Source organism: Polaribacter sp. Asnod6-C07 (assembly GCF_045063625.1).
Lineage (GTDB): Bacteria > Bacteroidota > Bacteroidia > Flavobacteriales > Flavobacteriaceae > Polaribacter > Polaribacter vadi_A.
In genome coordinates, this window is sequence record NZ_JBEFOF010000005.1 from 476,837 (window position 1) to 496,098 (window position 19,262).

Here is a 19,262-nt window from a genome sequence, read left to right on the forward strand (position 1 = left end):
AATAATTATTTGTTTTGAAACAATTGTTTCACTCTTAATCCGTAAAATTTCACTTAAAAAAAAACAGCGCAAACAAATTCAACGCTGATTTTGTTTTTCCGTTTTTCCTTCGCGAAACGCTCTGGACATGTATCTATTATTGATTTTTACATCAAAAAATAGGGTACCCTACTCTATTTCGGGTTGCAAAAGTATAAAAAACTTTCGGTTTAACAAAATTAAACCGAAAGTTAATATTCTAATACTTAAACTTTAATCTCAACTTCAACACCACTTGGTAATTCAAGCTTCATTAAAGCATCAATAGTTTTCGAAGAAGAACTATAAATATCTAACAATCTTTTGTACGCAGCTAATTGAAATTGCTCTCTAGATTTTTTGTTTACGTGTGGAGAACGTAAAACTGTAAAAATCTTTTTATGTGTTGGTAAAGGTATTGGTCCGTTTACAACAGCACCAGTACTTTTTACTGTCTTTACGATTTTTTCAGCAGATTTATCTACTAAATTATAATCGTAAGACTTTAATTTTATTCTAATTTTTTGACTCATCTTATATTATTTAGTCGATTAACCTTTAGATTTTGCAATTACTTCTTCAGATACATTTGAAGGAGTTTCAGCATAATGTGAAAATTCCATTGTAGAAGTTGCTCTACCAGAAGACATAGTTCTTAAAGCAGTAACATAACCGAACATTTCTGATAACGGCACTAATGCTTTCACAACTTTAGACCCATTACGATCACTCATATCGTTAACTTGCCCTCTTCTTCTATTTAAATCTCCAACAATATCTCCCATATTTTCCTCAGGAGTTAATACTTCTAACTTCATCAAAGGCTCCATAATTTTAGCTCTAGCAGCTTTTGCAGCAGCTTTGTAACCTAATTTTGCAGCTAACTCAAAAGATAATTGATCAGAATCCACTGCGTGGAAAGAACCATCTTTTAATGTTACTTTCATTGAATCCATCTCATAACCTGCTAAAGGACCATTCTTCATTGCTTCTTTGAATCCTTTTTCTACAGAAGGCACAAACTCTCTAGGAACATTACCACCTTTAATAATAGACTCAAATTGTAATCCTTGAACACCTTCATCAGCTGGCTCCATTGTAAATACAATATCAGCAAATTTACCACGACCACCTGATTGTTTCTTATAAACTTCTCTATGATCTGCAGCAGCTGTAATAGCTTCCTTATATTCTACTTGAGGTTGACCTTGGTTAACTTCTACCTTAAATTCACGCTTTAAACGATCTACAATTACATCTAAGTGTAATTCACCCATTCCAGAGATAATAGTTTGTCCAGAAGCTTCGTCAGAACGAACTGTAAAAGTTGGATCTTCTTCAGCTAATTTACCTAAACCAATACCTAATCTATCAACATCTGCTTTTGTTTTAGGTTCAACAGCGATACCGATTACTGGATCTGGAAAATCCATAGATTCCAATACAATTGGATGCTTTTCATCAGTTAAAGTATCTCCTGTTTTAATAGATTTGAAACCTACAGCAGCACCAATATCACCAGCTTCGATATAATCAATTGCATTTTGCTTGTTAGCATGCATTTGATAAATACGAGAAATACGTTCTTTTTTAGCTGAACGATTGTTTAATACATAAGAACCTGCATCTAAACGACCTGAATACGCTCTAAAAAATGCTAAACGACCTACAAAAGGGTCAGTTGCAATTTTAAATGCTAAAGCAGCAAACGGCTCCTTTACATCCGGCTTACGCAATTCTTCTAAACCAGTATCAGGGTTTGTACCCACAATACCTTCTTTATCTGTAGGAGATGGTAAATAACGACAAACAGCATCTAACAAGAACTGAACACCTTTATTTTTAAACGCAGATCCACAAATCATAGGAATGATAGCCATATCCATTACAGCAGCTCTAAGTGCAGCATGCACTTCTTCTTCTGTAATTGAATCTTCATCTTCCATAAATTTCTCTAAAAGATTCTCATCATAACTTGCTACTTCTTCAATTAAAAGTGCACGATACTTACGAGCTTCTTCTTTCATATCCTCAGGAATATCGATAACATCGAACGTTGCTCCTTGAGTTTCGTCATGCCATACAATAGCACGATTCTTTACTAAATCAATAACACCTTTAAACTCATCTTCGTCACCAATATTTAAAACGATTGGCACCGCATTTGATTTTAACATGTCTTTTACTTGTTGACAAACACCTAAAAAGTCTGAACCTTGACGATCCATTTTGTTAACAAAACCAATTCTTGGCACTTTGTAGTTATCTGCAAGCCTCCAGTTAGTTTCAGATTGAGGCTCAACACCATCAACAGCTGAAAATAAGAAAACTAAACCATCTAATACACGTAAAGATCTATTTACTTCTACAGTAAAATCAACGTGACCAGGAGTATCAATTATATTAAAATGATACCCTTTAGTATCTGGTGTTTTTGCTCCATTTTCAATTGGAAATTCCCACGTACAAGTTGTAGCTGCAGAAGTAATTGTAATACCTCTTTCTTGCTCTTGCTCCATCCAGTCCATAGTTGCTGCACCATCATGTACCTCTCCAATTTTATGAGAAACACCTGTATAATACAAAATACGCTCTGTAGTTGTAGTTTTACCAGCATCAATATGTGCTGCAATTCCAATATTACGAGTAAATTTTAAATTTCTAGCCATTATTATTAAAATCTAAAGTGTGAGAATGCTTTATTGGCTTCTGCCATTTTATGTGTATCTACTCTTTTCTTAACAGCAGCTCCTTCTTCTTTAGCCGCAGCTAAAATTTCAGCAGCTAAACGCTGTGCCATAGTTTTTTCGTTTCTCTTACGAGTATACAAAATCATCCATTTAATTGCCATAGACACTTTACGGTCTGGTCTAATTTGCATTGGAATTTGAAATGTTGCACCACCTACTCTACGAGATCTAACTTCTACGTGAGGCATTACATTAGACAAACCTTCTTTCCAAATTTCTAAGGCTGTTTTTTCTTCTCCTTCACCTTTTCTTTCTTCTACGATATCCATTGCATCGTAAAATACTTTAAACGCTACTGACTTCTTACCACTCCACATCAAGTTATTCACGAAACGTGTTACTAACTGATCATTAAACTTTGGATCTGGTAATAAGACTCTTTTTTTTGCTGCTCTTTTTCTCATGTCTTTACATTAAAAAAGTTACTAATTTTACTTTTTTGGGCGTTTCGCACCATACTTAGACCTACGCTGAGTCCTTCCCTCAACACCTGCTGTATCTAATGCTCCACGTACCACGTGATATTTAACACCTGGTAAATCTTTTACCCTTCCACCTCTAACTAATACTATCGAGTGCTCCTGTAAGTTATGTCCTTCACCTGGAATGTATGCGTTTATCTCATTACCATTTGTCAATCTAACTCTGGCAACTTTACGCATTGCTGAATTAGGTTTCTTTGGTGTTGTAGTATAAACACGAGTACAAACTCCACGTCTTTGAGGACAAGACGACAAAGCAGCCGATTTACTCTTCTTAGTTATTTTGGTTCTTCCTTTACGAACTAATTGTTGAATAGTTGGCATACTAAATAATTACTGTTTTTCGTTTATAATTAAACTTTGCTCTTTTTAAGAGTCCGCAAATGTACGAATATTTTCTAATTATTCAAATATCAGTGAGTTATTTTTTGTTAATGATTTTTTATTCGTAGTTTTTTATGAATTTAAATTACATTTGAACTACATATCACAATCATATTGAAACTAAAACAATCTACATATTTAATAACTTTTTTTACTTTTCTCATAATAAATGATTTTTTAGCACAAGAGTTATTAATAAAAATTATTCCTATAGAAAAAAGAGAACTCTCATCAATACAACAATTAGAATATCAAAAAAAACACGATGATTCAGTTTCCATTTTTAAAGAGATTGATAAAATATCTGAACACCTAAAAAATATTGGATATTTCACAAATACCATAGACAGTATAAAAAAAGAAAAACAACACTACACAGTTTACATTTCTCTAAAAACTAAAATCGAAAAGGCGATTATAAAAACACATCAATTTTCTGATTTAGTTTTAAAAGACAATAAAGTAGATAGTGAAACTATTTCGATTCATATTAGAGAATTAAAAATCTTGCTTTCAAATATTACTAAGAAACTTGAAAAAGACGGTAAATCATTCTCAAAAGTTCAATTAAAAAATATTGTAATAAAAAAAGACATCTTATATGCGGATTTAGATGTTAATCAAACTAAAAAAAGAACCATCAATAAAATAATTATAAAAGGATATGAAGATTTCCCTAAACCTTATTTGAAAAATTATTTTAAGATCAAAACCAACACTCTATTCAATCAAAAAAAATTAAAACAAATATCAAACAACTCTAAAAATCTAGACTTTATAAAAGAAGTAAACCCTCCTGAAGTTTTATTTACAAAAGATTCTACCTTTATATATATGTATCTTAAAAAATTGCAAAAAAACAGTTTTGACGGTATTGTAAATTTTGCATCTCAAGAAGATGGTGGTGTTTTACTTAATGGTAACATAGACTTTAAACTACATAATATTTTAAACAGTGGAGAAAAATTTGAACTATTTTGGAATAGTATTGGAGATGAAAGACAAGAATTAAAACTTAGTACAGAAATACCATTCATTTTCAATTCTAAATTAACACCTTTAATATCTCTATCCATTTACAAACAAGACTCTACTTTTTTAAACACAAATTTTAACTCTAAATTATTCTACAACATCAACCCAAGCGTTAAAATTGCTGCAACATATTACTCAGAATCATCAGAAAACCTAGCGGAATCAACAAACAATAACATAGAAACATTTAAAAATATTTTTTGGGGGATTGAAATCAATTACAGAATCGCAAAAAATGATTATTTTTTTAATGATAAGTTTTCTTTTAATATTAATCCCACGTTTGGGACAAGGAAGTATGATAATACTTCAACAAATCAAATAAAGATTAAAACATCAGCCACTTATATTTGGGACATAAGCCAAAGAAGCAGTTTCTACATAAAAAACACATCAGGACATTTAAACTCTGACACCTATCTAGACAATGAATTTTTTAGACTAGGAGGCGCAAACTCATTAAGAGGTTTTAACGAACAGAGTATTTTTTCACCTAGTTTTAGTTTTTTTAACACAGAATATAGATTTTTAACAAATAAGGAATCCTATCTATATACAATAACTGATTTAGGTTATTTAAAATTAAATTCTACTTACCAAAATTTCTTAAGCATAGGTCTAGGTTATTTGTTTACTATTAATAAATTTCAGATAAAAATAAGCACAGCTATAGGCAAAAAACCCCAACAAAACCTAAATTTTAATGAAAGTAAAATCATTATTAATTGGAAAACCAATTTTTAACTTTTCTCTAAAAAAGTTAAAAAAAAGAGAAAAATTCTTTTTAAACTGTCTTAAAAATTAAAATGATATTATTAACAGAACTTTATTGGTATATTAACATTAATTAACAAAATATTGGTTTTTTTCTGTTAATTAATTGTTTTTTTAAGTTTAATTTAAGACTTTTGGCACTAATTAATTCAAATAATTATACAAATGAAGACAAAGTTTAATGGAATTTTAACGCTTTTTTTAGCGTTGGTGGTGCAAATTTCTTTTGCGCAAGAAAAAACTATTTCTGGAACTGTTTCTGATGAATCAGGTGCTTTACCAGGAGTAAGTATTTTAATTAAGGGTACCAATAAAGGTACAGACACAGATTTTGACGGTAAGTATACTATTAAAGCGAACACTGGTGATGTTTTAGTTTTTAGTTACCTAGGTTATGAGTCTGTAGAAAAAACAATTGGATCTAATAGCACTATCAATGTAACTCTTACTGAAGGTGGTGAGATATTAGATGAAATTGTAATTACAGGGGTTGCTGGTGCAACTAGCAGAAAAAAACTTTCTGTAACAGTAAATAAAATTAGTGAAAAAGACTTAGAGAACATTCCTACTACTTCTGCAGCTAATGCTTTGCAAGGTAAGGTAGCTGGGGTTACTGTAACAAACTTTGGTCAACCTGGTCAAGGAGCAACAATTCAATTAAGAGGTGCTACAAATATTTTTGGTAGTCAATCTCCGTTAGTAATTGTAGATGGTGTAATTGTAGAGAATGGTCTTCAAGACATTAACTCAGATGATATTGCTTCTTACGAAGTTGTAAAAGGAGCTTCTGCTTCTGCACTTTATGGTTCTAGAGCAGGTAATGGTGTAATTGTAATTACAACTAAAAAAGGTAAAATTGGTAAAATGCAAGTTACCTTAAAAAGTGAGGTAGGTATTTCTAAATTAAATAGCTTTATTGATTTAAATAACTCTCACCACTATCAATTAGCTTCAGATTGGCAAAGTGTACAAGGTGTATATACAAAATATGCTGGTGTAACTTACCCAAGTGATTATAATGGATCTAACTATCAAAACGTTTCAGGTGCAAGACAAGCCGAAGATGACGAAATAGCAGACAATCCTTATGGTATTTATTACAACAATCAGGATCAATTCTTTGATGCGGGTATTAACAAAAACTTATACGCATCAGTATCAACTGCAAACGAAAACTCTAACTTATTCTTATCTATAGAAAAAAATAACGCAGGTGGTATCTTAAAAAACACTGGTGGTTACGAAAGAAATGGAATAAGACTTAATGGAGAGTTTAAAGTTAATGAATGGTTGAAAATTAGTTCTAGAAACCAATTTGTCCGTACTTTTGACAATACACCTGGTGGTGGAACCGGAGTTTTCTTTGATGTATCTGTAATGGACCCAGATGTAAACTTAAATGCACTTAACCCTGATGGTCAGCCATATTTATATGCACCTAACACTTGGGCTTCTACAGTTACAAATCCATTATACCCTTTATATGCTAATCCAGAAAACAGAAATGATGTAAAATATTCAGGTAGCTTTTTAGCAAATGTTAAATTCACGAATTGGTTAAATTTAGATGTGGAATATGCAATTGAATCTACTGATAGTAAATTAAAAGATTTTACTTCAACGACTACTTGGACTGGTGGTGGAGATAGAGAGGATTTATTTGCAACCTATTCTCAAGGTAGTTACTTTATGAGTTCTTACAGAAATACTTCACAAAAATTTCAAACCACACTTAATTTTAAAGAAACTATTGGAGAGGATTTAAATCTTACTGGTAAATTAAGTTATTTATTAGAAAATTCTGATTATGAATACTACTATGGACAAGGTAATGTTGCAGTTGCTGGCGGTAGAACGATTTCTTTAGACAACTATACAGATACTTTTATTGGATCCAATGAAACACATGCTGTAACAAATAACTATTTTGCTATATTAGGTTTAGACTACAAAGACAGATATATATTTGATGGTATGTATCGTATTGATAACTCTTCCTTATTTGGTGAAAATTATAGGACTAACGATTACTTTAGAATTTCAGGTGCCTATAGAATTTCAAAAGATATTGAAATCCCTGGCATACAAGAATTAAAAGTTCATGCAGCTTATGGTACAGCAGGTCAAAGACCACAATATTATTGGCAATATACAAGAAGAGATATTAATAATGGTGACCCTAGTAATTTACAAACTGTTGGTAATCCAGATTTAAGACCATCAAACACTACAGAAAAGGAATTCGGTTTAAATATTGACTTTTTAGACAGATTTTCTTTTGAAGGAGTCTACTCTAATGCACAAACTGAGGATCAATTTATGCTAGTAGATTTATTTGCTCCATCTAGTGACGGTAATAATCAATTTCAAAATGTTGGTACAGTAGAATTTAATACAATAGAACTTGTTTTAGACGCAAAAATTATTAATACTCCAGATTTTAAATGGAATACTGGTGTTGTATTCTCAACAACTACAAATGAAGTTACTAAATTAAATATAGACCCAAGAATTGAAGGACCAGCAAATGGTGAAATTTTCAGATTAGAAGAAGGAGTTGAATTTGGTACTATGTATGGTAGAGATTTTGTAAGAACTTTAGATGAAATGGCGACACAATTACCAACAGGTAAAACTATTAGCGAATATGTTGTTAATTCTGACGGTATTGTAGTTGATGCTTCAACTATCGGTACAAAATATGAAATAGGTACCATTAAGTTAAATGAAGACGGATCTACTTGGGTTGGAGACATTGGTAACTCTACAGCAGACTTTAATATGGGTTTACGAAACACCATTTCTTATAAAGGTTTTGATTTTTATATGTTATGGGATTGGAAACAAGGTGGAGATTTATACAACAGAAATGGTCAATGGTTAACTAGAGACAATAGACACGCTATGATAGACCAAAGTGGTAAAGCTCCAGGAGAACAAAAAACAATAACTTACTACCAAAGTCTATACGATACAAATGAAAACAATGCTTTTTGGGTAGAAGATGCAAGTTTTGTTAAACTAAGAGAAGCTTCTATTTTCTATACTTTAGATTCTGACAAATTAAAAAATGTTGCTAATGGGTTCTTTGAATCTTTTAGAATAGGTTTAACAGGTAACAACTTGTTAACCTTTACAAATTATTCTGGTTGGGACCCTGAAGTACAATTATATGATGGAGATACTTTCCAATATTACGCTGTAGATTATGGAGTATATCCAGTTAGTACTACATATACTTTATCAGTAACATTAAAATTCTAAATTTAAAAAAATGAAAAAAATAAGTTTATATATAACGCTAATATTTACAATTGTTTTTACAAGTTGTGAAGATTTAAGCACAGACGTTAATGTTAATTACGCAGAGAATCCAACTTCAGATGAACTAGCTAACTATAATTTGGCAAACACTTTTATACAAAGTTGGTACAATAACACGAATTCTTATAATGGTCCTGGATTAGCAATAGCAGGTATGGCAGATGCTGGTACATGCTCTTGGGGTAATTCAGGAATGAGAGATACTTCTAGTGAACCTAGAGTAGCATGGAACAACGAAACCACTTATGGTAGTGGTTACATTACTACTACTTATTTCAATTCATTATATAATTCAATTAATGATATTAATGCATTAATGGCTAAAATTGCTTTTGCTGGAGATGATCCAGATGACGCTTTTCCTAGACGAACTGAATCTTTAACTAGATTTGCTCAAGCTGCTAATTTTGGCTATATCGCCTTGTTATTTGACCAAGTTTGGTTAAAAGATGAATCAGGGCCAATAAATGATGGTGAATCTGTTACACCTCAGGTGGCCTTAGAATTGTGTTTAGAAAAATTAGACCAAGCCATTGCAATTGCAGACAACAATAGCTTTGAAATCACTACTGATTTTATTAATGGAGTAACTTTAACAAGTACTCAATGGTCTCAATACTTAAATTCTTTTGCAGCTAGATTAATGGTTAATATGCCGAGAAATGCTTCACAAAAAGCGGCAGTAGATTGGTCAAGAGTATTAGCTTATACAAATAAAGGACTAACCTACGATTACAATATAACCTCTGATGGTTGGACAACTTGGTATACTGAATGGGTTTATTATCAAATATATCCAGGTTGGGGTAGAACAGATATGAGAGTTATCAATATGTTAGACCCTAATACTCCAGATTACTTCACAGAGGCTTCAGGCGTTTACCCAGAAAGTTCGAGTGATGATAGTAGGTTGGCATCAGATTTTCAATATTTAACAAGTCAGGATTTTATCCCTTCTAGAGGTATTTATCACTTCTCTACATATAGACATAGCAGATTTGATGCTCAAGCGCATGGATCTAACTGGACAGGTGCTACACCAGAAATGTTAAAAGCAGAAAATGATTTATATAAAGCAGAAGCTCAATACAGAACAGGTGACTTAGCTGGTGCTGCAGCAACAATTAATGCTAGTAGTAGGTCTTTAAGAGGTAATTTACCTGCAATTGGTGCTACCGCTTCAGAAATTGAAGAAGCAATTCATTATGAAAGAATTGTTGAATTAATGAATTCTGGATTAGGTTTAGCATTTTTTGAAATGAGAGGTAAAGATTTATTACAAGCAGGTACTCCTTTACATTTTCCAGTTCCTGGTGATGTATTATTAGCTGGTGGATTTGAAATTTACACTTTTGGAGGTACAACAGGTGTTGCTGGTGAAGATTATTCAACTGGTGGTTGGAGATAATAAAAAAATAAAATATATAAATTATGAAGATTAATAAATTTTTAAATATAAAATCATTAGCAATATTAGCATTAAGTTTAGTAGTGTTAGTTGCTTGTAATGATGATGATGATTTTGGAACTGATACTGATAAAATAGTTGCTAAAATATTCGATTTTTCAGGACCAACATTAGTAAGTTTAGGTGATGTAGAACAATTTTCTGTAACACCAAGAGCCGGATCTACATTTGTTTGGGAAGTTACTGGTGCAGAAATGGAAGCAATTGAAGGTGCAACTCACAAAATTAATGTGAACTACAACCAAATTGGTGTTGCAACAATATCTGTTTATGAAGTAGCTGCTAACGGTTCTACATCTGAAGTTTCTTCTCAAAATGTAGATGTTTTATCACTTTGTAGCTGGAGTGTAGAAATGAACGATACTTGGGGTGATAGCTGGAATGGTGCAGAGTTACAAATAACTTTTGATGGCGCTGTTGATTTAGCTCCAGTTGTAATGGCTTTAACTGATGATGATGCTGGTTATAAATTAGAATCATTTTCAGCTCCTGTCGGTTATGATATGACAGTTACATTTGTATCTGGAGATTATGATGAAGAAATATCTTATTCTATATTTGATGCTTCTGACAATACTGTTTATTCTGTAGGTGATTTTACTTATAGCATTATACCTCCTGCTGGTGTAGTTTATACAACTACAGTAGTTTGTCCATAAATAAATATATATTAATATATATTTTTAAAACCACCTCTTTTTGAGGTGGTTTTTTTATTATATAATACCTTACATTTGCAATATGATTACAGAAACTACAAACATATTTGGTATTAGAGCAATTATAGAGGCCATAGAAAGTGGATCTACAATTAACAAGGTATATTTACAAAAAGGCTTAAGAGGAAACTTATTTTATGAATTAGACAAACTAATAAAACAAAATAAAATTGCTACAAGTACAGTTCCTGTAGAAAAATTAAATCGATTATCTAAAAACAGCAATCATCAAGGTGCAGTTGCTCAAATATCTCCAGTAGAATTTTATGATTTAGAAAAACTAATTGAATCTACTTTAGAAAAAGGTGATACTCCCTTATTTTTATTGTTAGATCAACTTTCTGATGTACGTAATTTTGGTGCAATTATTAGAACAGCAGAATGTACAGGTGTAAATGGGATTATCATTCAAAAAAATGGAAGTGCACCAGTAAACGCAGAAACTATTAAAACTTCTGCAGGTGCCGCTTTTAAAATACCAATATGTAAAGTTGATCATATAAAAGATGCTATATTTCTATTACAAGCATCAGAAATAAAAACTGTGGCAGCTACTGAAAAAACAGAAGATTCTATCTTTGATATTGACTTTAAACAACCTATAGCTATTATTATGGGGTCTGAACATAGAGGTGTAAATCCATCAATATTAAAAATGGTCGATTATAAAGCTAAACTTCCTCTTTTAGGCGAAATAGCTTCTTTAAATGTTTCTGTTGCCTGTGGTGCATTTTTGTACGAAACTGTAAGACAAAGATTACAATAAATTAATAACACCTATTTATATCTAAGCATTAACACTTCTTTATTTATTTTTTAACAGCTATTTAGCGCTTAAAATTGATTAAGTGATTCAATAAGTTGTAGTTTTATACTAGATTTTAATCTTAAAAAATAAAAATATGAGCGTTATTAGATTAGGTGATACAGCACCAAATTTTACTACACAGTCTTCTTTAGGAGAAATAAATTTTCACGAATGGTTAGGTGATAGTTGGGGTATCTTATTTTCGCATCCAGCAGATTATACTCCTGTTTGTACAACAGAATTAGGTACAGTAGCCAAATATAAATCAGAATTTGAAAAAAGAAATGTAAAAACCATTGCATTAAGTGTAGATGGTGTTTCATCTCACCAAGGTTGGATCAAAGACATCAACGAAACACAAAATACAGAAGTAGATTTTCCTATTATTGCAGATGAAGATAAAAAAGTTTCTACTTTGTATGATATGATTCATCCCAATGCAGACAACAACTTAACTGTAAGATCTGTTTTTATTATTGATCCTGATAAAAAGGTAAAGTTGATAATTGTGTATCCTGCATCAACAGGTAGAAATTTCGAAGAATTATTAAGAGTAATAGACTCTTTACAATTAACAGCTTACCATAAAGTTGCTACACCAGCAAACTGGAAAAATGGTGAAGATTGTGTAATTTCTCCTGCTGTAAGTAATGAGCAAATTCCAGAATTGTTTCCTAAAGGACACAAAGAAGTTAAACCCTATTTAAGGTTAACACCTCAGCCGAATTTGTAAATAGTAATAGTATAATAAAAATAGAAAGGACATCAATCAAGATGTCCTTTTTTTATAACCACTATTCTACTCTTCTATTTTTCGTTTTCATCCTCTAAAACTGGCTGAACAAAATTTCCATTTTCATCAAACATAGTATCAAACTCAGTTTCTGTAAATTGATGTTCTTGTTTAACAATTCCTTTATTTTTAAATAAAAAAGCAAAAACTAATCCTACAAGAAAACCCGATAAATGTCCTTCCCAAGACATACCATCTTTAATTGGCAAAACATACCAAATCATACTTCCGTAGAGAAAAATAATAATTAAAGAAAGTGCTACCAATCTAAAGTGTTTTTTTATCATTCCACTAAAAAAAACAAAACTAAACAGTAAATACACAATTCCGCTTGCGCCTATATGATAAGATTCTCTGGCAATACACCAAGTTAAAAATCCGGAGAAAAAACCACCTACAAGCAAAACCTTAAAAGCAACATCTTTATAAAAGTAAAAAAGACTGGTTAATAGCACAAATAAAGGTATTGAATTATTAAAAAGATGACTTGTATTACTGTGGATGAAATGTGTTAAAAAAACCCCTTTAAAACCCTCTAAAGTTCTAGGATAAACACCTAATTTATTAAAATTGAAATCAAATTGAATTTCCACCCAATAAACAAACCAAATAGACACCACATATACAACTGGTACTAAAAAAATTGATTTTGATATTTTAAGTTGATTCTCTTCGTTCATCAAAATAAAAATAACAATAATCTAACCAAATACTAATTTTGCAAATTCTGTCAGAAATCTTTATTATTTTTACTTTATGAATGAACCTTTGGCAGAAAGAATAAGACCTAAAACGCTCGATGATTATATTAGTCAACAGCATTTGGTAGGTAAAAATGGTGTTTTAACCAATTTAATTAAACAAGGCATTATACCGTCTTTGATATTATGGGGACCTCCAGGAATTGGCAAAACAACACTCGCAAACATAATTGCTAAAGAATCTAACAGACCTTTTTACACTTTAAGCGCCATAAGTTCTGGTGTAAAAGATGTAAGAGAAGTTATAGAAAAAGCGAAAAAAAGTGGTGGATTGTTTACCACAAAAAATCCTATATTATTTATTGATGAGATTCATAGATTTAGTAAATCCCAACAAGATTCGCTTTTAGGAGCTGTAGAAAAAGGTTGGGTTACTTTAATTGGGGCTACCACAGAAAATCCGAGTTTCGAGGTGATTCCTGCCCTACTTTCTCGCTGTCAGGTTTACATTTTAAATTCTTTTGATAAAAATGACTTAGTTGCTTTGCTACATAGAGCAATGGAAAAAGACGAAATTTTATCAACCAAAAAAATTACACTTTTAGAAACAGATGCGCTTTTACAGGTTTCTAGTGGAGATGCTCGAAAACTGCTAAATATTTTCGAATTATTAGTTTCTAGTGATGATGAAATTGAAATCACCAACAAACTCGTTTTAGAAAAAATACAAAAAAACACAGTTAGATACGACAAAACTGGAGAACAACATTATGATATTATTTCTGCATTTATAAAATCGATACGTGGTAGTGACCCAAATGGAGCTGTATATTGGTTAGCAAGAATGATTGAAGGTGGTGAAGATGTAAAATTTATTGCAAGGAGGTTATTAATTTCTGCATCCGAAGATATTGGTAATGCCAACCCAACAGCTTTAATTTTAGCAACTAACACATTTCAAGCAGTTTCTGTTATTGGTAATCCAGAATCTAGAATAATTTTGAGTCAGTGTGCTGTGTATTTGGCGAATTCACCAAAAAGTAACGCATCTTACCTTGCTATAGACAATGCTCTTAATTTGGTTAAAAATACAGGTGATTTATCTATCCCTTTACATTTAAGAAATGCGCCTACAAAATTGATGAAGGATTTAGATTATGGAAAAAACTATAAATATTCGCACGATTATCCTAATAACTTTGTAACTCAAGAATTCTTACCTGATGAAATTTCTGGAACAAAAATTTACGAACCAGGTAACAATTCTAGAGAAAATCAATTTAGAGAAACTTTAAAAAATAGATGGAAAACAAAATACAATTATTAGAACTTAACCAGGTATTCTTCTTTTACTAATTGATCATTTTTATAATATTCTGCAACCCAATTATCTCCTTTTTTAGTAAGTGTACCATCTTTACCTTTAATGATAAAAACATCACTTTTATTGGTTTTTAAGATGATAAACACAACTTCTGGTTTCATATTAACCAATTGAAATCCGTTATTTTTTGGCTGAGCGTATAAAACTGGTGCTGGTTTAGCAGTTTTTACAATTTCTGCTTTTGTTGGTTTATCAACTTTAATTGTTTTTTCTTCTTTCGCTTTTTTTACAACTTTAGGCACGGCTGTTACTGGCTTTGATGCTTCTTTTACAGGATGATGAGCTGGTTGAATTACTTTAGGTGTTAAAACTGAATTTGGATTATAAGTATATTCAAAATCTTCCATAGATTCATAAGCCTTTCTTATGGCATCTTGATGACTTTTTTTGAAATCTTTTAACTTACTTCTACCAACTTGAGACTTATAAAGTACTTTGTTTGTGCAATCTTTAATTTCTATATAACTTTTGGTAGAAAGCATATTAGACTCGTCTTTTACTGTTGCAAACAATGCCAAACATCTATTTTGACTAACTTCTGTAGGAATAGATTCATTACTTAAAAAAACTTTGAATCCTTTTTTCTTTAACAAAAACTTGGTTAATGAACTGGTTTGATATTCGTCTACTTCTTTTAAACCTTCGAACTTTTCATGAACAATAATGTATTGATATTGATCAAAATTATATTCTTGACTATAAATAGAAATACTTATAAATAAAAGAATAGTAAAGCTTATTTTTTTTATCATTTTTAATTAAATATTAAATTTATACCTAGTTGTAAAGATACACTATTTGATGATGAGAGGTTTTTGTAAGATAAAATATTATCGAACATGCCATAAAAATTAACTTTACCTAATTGCATAGAAAGTCCTGCCCCAAGGTTAGCATATGAAATATCATCTACAGTATATGTAAATTTAGTGTGTATTTTATTAGACAATGATTTTTCATAAAATGCTGTTAGCGCCAACTGTGGTCTTAGAGGTCTAAAGACACTAAAAATTTGTACACCAATTGCATCTGTATAAAAATCTTTGTAACGATTATCATAACAAACTTTACTTTTTCTCTGTCCAAAACTATATTTTACAGCAGCATTTAATTTTGTAGGTCTCCAGGAAATATAAGTATCTTGATTATCTGTTCTTGGTAATTCTTCATTAAAACGTTCATCAATTTCTCCCCAATAATTTACGTTATCTTCACCAAAGAGAAAATTTACACCTTCAAAAACAAAATCGCCTTCTACATTAGTTGTTTTAACATTTTTAGAATAAGAAACAAACCCAAGATCTAAAATACTACCAGAAAACTCTAATTGAGGGGATACTTTGTATGTAAAACCAGCATCAAAACCTAGACCTAAATTACCTGCTAAAAAAGTATTTTTAACGTATTCATCTATATCTTTATTATACCTATCTGTTTCTGCATTTACAAGTCCAGAAGTTCTGAAGGTAGCATTTATATTATTAAAGTAATGGGTATATAAATTATTTGCACCCTCTACTGTAGTAAAAGTACCTGTATTGTTATTAGATTCTAAATTTAATGAGGCTGAGTAAATTTTAAATCGACCACCAATGGTTAATTTTTCATCTACTTTTTTTGATATTCCAAAATGTAAAACTCCCAAAACATCTAATTTGTATTGAATTTGTGATACACTAAAACTTCTATTCAAATGAGCACTATTACCTTGACTATACAAATCGTATACATCTTTAGCATAATACCCAATACCATCAACCTCTTCATAAAAACCAAAACTTAAATTTATTTTATCATTTAAACGATAACCACCACTAAAAACTTCTATTTGTGTGTTTATTTTTACAAAATCTTGTGTTGTTAATTTATTAAAGGCTGATGCAATTTTATCATTTATATTAATATTATCTCTTGCAAATAGGTCTGTTAAAACTAAACCTGTAGACCCAATATCTGTAGAAAAACCAGATAATAATGGAATACCAACATAATATTTATAATTGGTTTCTGCTGCAGGATTTAATAGTTGAGTTTGTGGCAACTCTGCAAAATTGTACAAGACTTGTTTGTTTTGAGCTACAGTTTTATGAATACATAAAATCAGTAAAAAAAATAAAAGTTTTTTCATCTTTAAAAATCTGATTCTACAAATAAGGTTACAGAAGATTTAAACTCAAATTCACTTGTATCTAAAGGGTTCATTTGAGTACCTGTATCTTCTAAAAAAGCTCTAAACCGTACTTTTGTAGCGCTTAAAATATTTGGATTGGTCGCAATAACAATTTCTTCTTCGTAAGGTGGAGGATCTACATCTCCACTTTTTACAGTTATTGGTGCAAAAGAGTAAATTGCGATATTATTAGCATCCAAAAAATCTACTTGTATCATTGCATCTCTATCAAACTCATTTTTAAATTCTGCATTAAAAACCATTTTAACTACACTCTTCCTAAAGAAAGAGTTTTCAAAAACAATAAAATCTGTAATATCTTCTCTGCTATTTTGTTGCACTCCATTTTCATCAAAAAATTGTATAGGTGAAACTTTAAAATAGGTTAAGGAAGATGTTAAAACAGGTTTAACTACATAATCATCTAACTGATTAAAATCTAGACTTTCTGCACAAGAAGTAAAGACAAAAAAACTTAATATAAAGTATATTAATTTGGAGAATCTCATAAATTTTAGGGGAAATTTCTAAATGTTGTGTTTAAAACAAAACGAACTTAAAGCTAAAGATATTGTTTTATTTCTAATAAATTGGTAACACTTTTAAAGTTTTTAGCGTTTATAACTTTAGAATCAAAATTACAATGAATGGCTTGCATACCTACATTTATTGCACCTAAAACATCTGCTTCTACACTATCTCCAATCATTATAGAGTTTTCTTTTTTTGCATTTGCAAGTTCTAAAGAATGAGTAAAAACCTTAGGATTTGGCTTTTTAACTCCCACAGATTCAGAGGTAACAATTACATCAAAATAATCTATAATATTTGAACTTTTCATCTTTAGAAGCTGTACCTCTTCAAAACCATTGGTAATAATATGCAGTTTATATTTGGCTTTTAAATAATCTAAAATTTCGAAAGTACCATCAAACAAATAATTAAAATGAGGTAAAAACTCTATATATTCTATGGCTATTGTATCTATCAAATCGTCTGAAATAGTATAATTTAAAGCATCAAAAGTGTTTTTGAGTCTACCATATCTTAACTCACTTTTGGTTACCTCCTCATTTCTAAACAGTCGCCAAAATTCTAAATTTATTGGCTTATAAACTTCTAAAAATTTATCTAAGCTTAAGTTTATATTTTGCTTGTTGAATACTTTTTGTAGTGCCAAAGCTGAGTTTTTTTCAAAATCCCAAAGGGTATGATCTAAATCGAAAAAGATGTGCTGTATTTTCATAGCAATAAATGTAAAATTTTTATGCTTATGAAAATTGTTTAAGTTGTTATATTTGTTATAAATAATATTTTTTGAAAAAGCGATTATCAGTTTTATTTTTATGTGGATGGTATCCTTCAAAAATTTCTCCTACAAATGGAGATTTTATCCAAAGACATGCAGAAACTGTATTTTTAGAACATAATGTTACTGTTGTTCATATAATTTCTGATAAACAGGCGACTAAAAACATTATAATTACCGAAAACACAATTAATGGTGTTGAAACTTTTATAGCTTATACTAAGTTTTCTAAAAATCCATTAAAAAAAGCAATCTTATTTTTTAATGCTTTTCGTTTGCTTTTAAATAAAATTAAACCTTTTGATGTTGTTCATTTAAATGAAATTTTTCCTTTCGGAATTTTCAGCCTCTATTTAAAATGGTTTAAAAAAACACCCTATATAATTTCTGAACACTGGACAGGCTATTTAAGAAAAGCAGAAATATCGATTATTTTTTTAGAGAAATTAATTTCTAAAATTATCACAAAAAATGCAGTAGCTATTTGTGCTGTTAGTAATTATTTGGCCAAAAACTTACAAGATTTAGACCTTAAAGGCAATTACAAAGTGGTTGCAAATGTGGTAAACTCAACATTATTTATCCCTCAAAAAAAAGAAGGTTCAATTTTAAGAATAATCCATATATCATCACTTAAAAATGAACACAAAAACATAAAAGGAATGTTACGTGTTGCTGCACGTTTAAGTGATAAAATAGATTATTTTGAATGGGATTTTATAGGAAATAATGGTTTAGAATACCAAGAATTTTTACAAAGTTTAAACATTAAAAATGCTGAAATATCTTTTGCTGCACATAAAAACCATCATGAAATTGTAAACGATTTACAACAAGCAACTGTTTGTGTTTCTTTTAGTAATTACGAAACTTTTGGTATTGTAATACCAGAAGCTATTTCTTGTGGAACCCCTGTTATTGCAACAAATACAGGTATTGCTACTAGTTTTAAAAATGAAAATTTCTGTAAAATTATTAATATTAAAGATGAAGACGCTCTCTTAAGCTCCATTTTAAATCATAAAACCATTTTTGCTGATTTAGATATAAATGAAATGCATAATTTTATCAAACTAAAATTTAGTAAAGATGTAATTGCTAAACAATTTTCTGAATTATATTTTAAATCTCTAAACAGCTAAG

At 30.4% G+C, this 19,262-nt stretch carries 17 protein-coding genes; 8 read left to right on the forward strand and 9 right to left on the reverse strand.

The genetic code is table 11. The features are described 5' to 3' along the window. Nucleotides 1-245 precede the first annotated feature (245 nt). Genes rpsJ through rpsL form a run of 4 tightly spaced genes read right to left on the reverse strand, consistent with a single transcriptional unit; the run spans nt 246 to nt 3,574 of the window. Nucleotides 246-551, reverse strand: a complete 306-nt coding sequence (gene rpsJ, locus ACJJVK_RS02120) for a 30S ribosomal protein S10 (RefSeq protein WP_068363283.1) — start codon at nt 549-551, stop codon at nt 246-248. Between the two features lie 18 nt (nt 552-569). Then, entirely contained in the window at nt 570-2,687 is a 2,118-nt protein-coding gene (fusA, locus tag ACJJVK_RS02125; RefSeq protein WP_215992969.1) for an elongation factor G, read from the reverse strand. 5 nt (nt 2,688-2,692) lie between these two features. Continuing rightward, entirely contained in the window at nt 2,693-3,172 is a 480-nt protein-coding gene (gene rpsG / locus ACJJVK_RS02130) for a 30S ribosomal protein S7 (RefSeq protein ID WP_068363273.1), read from the reverse strand. Nucleotides 3,173-3,199: 27 nt separating this feature from the next. Continuing rightward, on the reverse strand, nt 3,200-3,574 hold the full coding sequence (gene rpsL / locus ACJJVK_RS02135; RefSeq protein ID WP_018943587.1) for a 30S ribosomal protein S12: 375 nt from the start codon (nt 3,572-3,574) through the stop codon (nt 3,200-3,202). A 174-nt stretch (nt 3,575-3,748) separates the two neighbouring features. On the opposite strand from rpsL, the gene ACJJVK_RS02140 reads away from it, so the two are divergent. The 6 genes from ACJJVK_RS02140 to ACJJVK_RS02165 all read left to right on the forward strand — a co-directional run bounded on the left by ACJJVK_RS02140 (nt 3,749) and on the right by ACJJVK_RS02165 (nt 12,495). After that, nucleotides 3,749-5,413, forward strand: coding sequence for a POTRA domain-containing protein (locus ACJJVK_RS02140; protein ID WP_405562646.1), 1,665 nt, complete (start codon nt 3,749-3,751; stop codon nt 5,411-5,413). A gap of 195 nt (nt 5,414-5,608) precedes the next feature. Next, nucleotides 5,609-8,707, forward strand: a complete 3,099-nt coding sequence (locus ACJJVK_RS02145; protein WP_405562648.1) for a SusC/RagA family TonB-linked outer membrane protein — start codon at nt 5,609-5,611, stop codon at nt 8,705-8,707. A gap of 10 nt (nt 8,708-8,717) precedes the next feature. Continuing rightward, a complete protein-coding gene (locus ACJJVK_RS02150) occupies nt 8,718-10,175 on the forward strand; it encodes a hypothetical protein (protein ID WP_405562651.1) in 1,458 nt (485 codons plus the stop codon). 23 nt (nt 10,176-10,198) lie between these two features. Beyond that, entirely contained in the window at nt 10,199-10,894 is a 696-nt protein-coding gene (locus ACJJVK_RS02155; RefSeq protein ID WP_405562653.1) for a hypothetical protein, read from the forward strand. An 82-nt stretch (nt 10,895-10,976) separates the two neighbouring features. Beyond that, nucleotides 10,977-11,720: a 23S rRNA (guanosine(2251)-2'-O)-methyltransferase RlmB gene (gene rlmB / locus ACJJVK_RS02160; protein WP_405562656.1), complete on the forward strand. Its 744-nt coding sequence runs from the start codon at nt 10,977-10,979 to the stop codon at nt 11,718-11,720. Between the two features lie 136 nt (nt 11,721-11,856). Beyond that, nucleotides 11,857-12,495, forward strand: coding sequence for a peroxiredoxin (locus ACJJVK_RS02165; protein WP_215992963.1), 639 nt, complete (start codon nt 11,857-11,859; stop codon nt 12,493-12,495). A gap of 74 nt (nt 12,496-12,569) precedes the next feature. Here ACJJVK_RS02165 and ACJJVK_RS02170 read toward each other — a convergent pair whose 3' ends face one another. After that, entirely contained in the window at nt 12,570-13,235 is a 666-nt protein-coding gene (locus ACJJVK_RS02170; RefSeq protein WP_405562660.1) for a rhomboid family intramembrane serine protease, read from the reverse strand. Between the two features lie 76 nt (nt 13,236-13,311). Between ACJJVK_RS02170 and ACJJVK_RS02175 the strand changes: the two genes are divergently transcribed. Next, nucleotides 13,312-14,583, forward strand: coding sequence for a replication-associated recombination protein A (locus ACJJVK_RS02175; protein WP_405562663.1), 1,272 nt, complete (start codon nt 13,312-13,314; stop codon nt 14,581-14,583). Here ACJJVK_RS02175 and ACJJVK_RS02180 read toward each other — a convergent pair. Genes ACJJVK_RS02180 through ACJJVK_RS02195 form a run of 4 tightly spaced genes read right to left on the reverse strand, consistent with a single transcriptional unit; the run spans nt 14,580 to nt 18,056 of the window. Further along, a complete protein-coding gene (locus ACJJVK_RS02180) occupies nt 14,580-15,392 on the reverse strand; it encodes a hypothetical protein (protein ID WP_405562665.1) in 813 nt (270 codons plus the stop codon). The two genes, ACJJVK_RS02175 and ACJJVK_RS02180, sit on opposite strands and share 4 nt — an antisense overlap. 2 nt (nt 15,393-15,394) lie before the next feature. Beyond that, a complete protein-coding gene (locus ACJJVK_RS02185) occupies nt 15,395-16,768 on the reverse strand; it encodes a DUF5723 family protein (RefSeq protein WP_405562668.1) in 1,374 nt (457 codons plus the stop codon). A 2-nt stretch (nt 16,769-16,770) separates the two neighbouring features. Further along, nucleotides 16,771-17,319 carry a hypothetical protein gene (locus ACJJVK_RS02190; protein ID WP_405562671.1) on the reverse strand — a complete coding sequence of 183 codons (549 nt, stop codon included), beginning with the start codon at nt 17,317-17,319 and terminating at the stop codon, nt 16,771-16,773. Between the two features lie 53 nt (nt 17,320-17,372). Then, entirely contained in the window at nt 17,373-18,056 is a 684-nt protein-coding gene (locus ACJJVK_RS02195; protein ID WP_405562674.1) for a YjjG family noncanonical pyrimidine nucleotidase, read from the reverse strand. Between the two features lie 71 nt (nt 18,057-18,127). Between ACJJVK_RS02195 and ACJJVK_RS02200 the strand changes: the two genes are divergently transcribed. Beyond that, nucleotides 18,128-19,261, forward strand: a complete 1,134-nt coding sequence (locus ACJJVK_RS02200) for a glycosyltransferase family 4 protein (protein ID WP_405562677.1) — start codon at nt 18,128-18,130, stop codon at nt 19,259-19,261. Nucleotide 19,262: the final 1 nt, after the last annotated feature.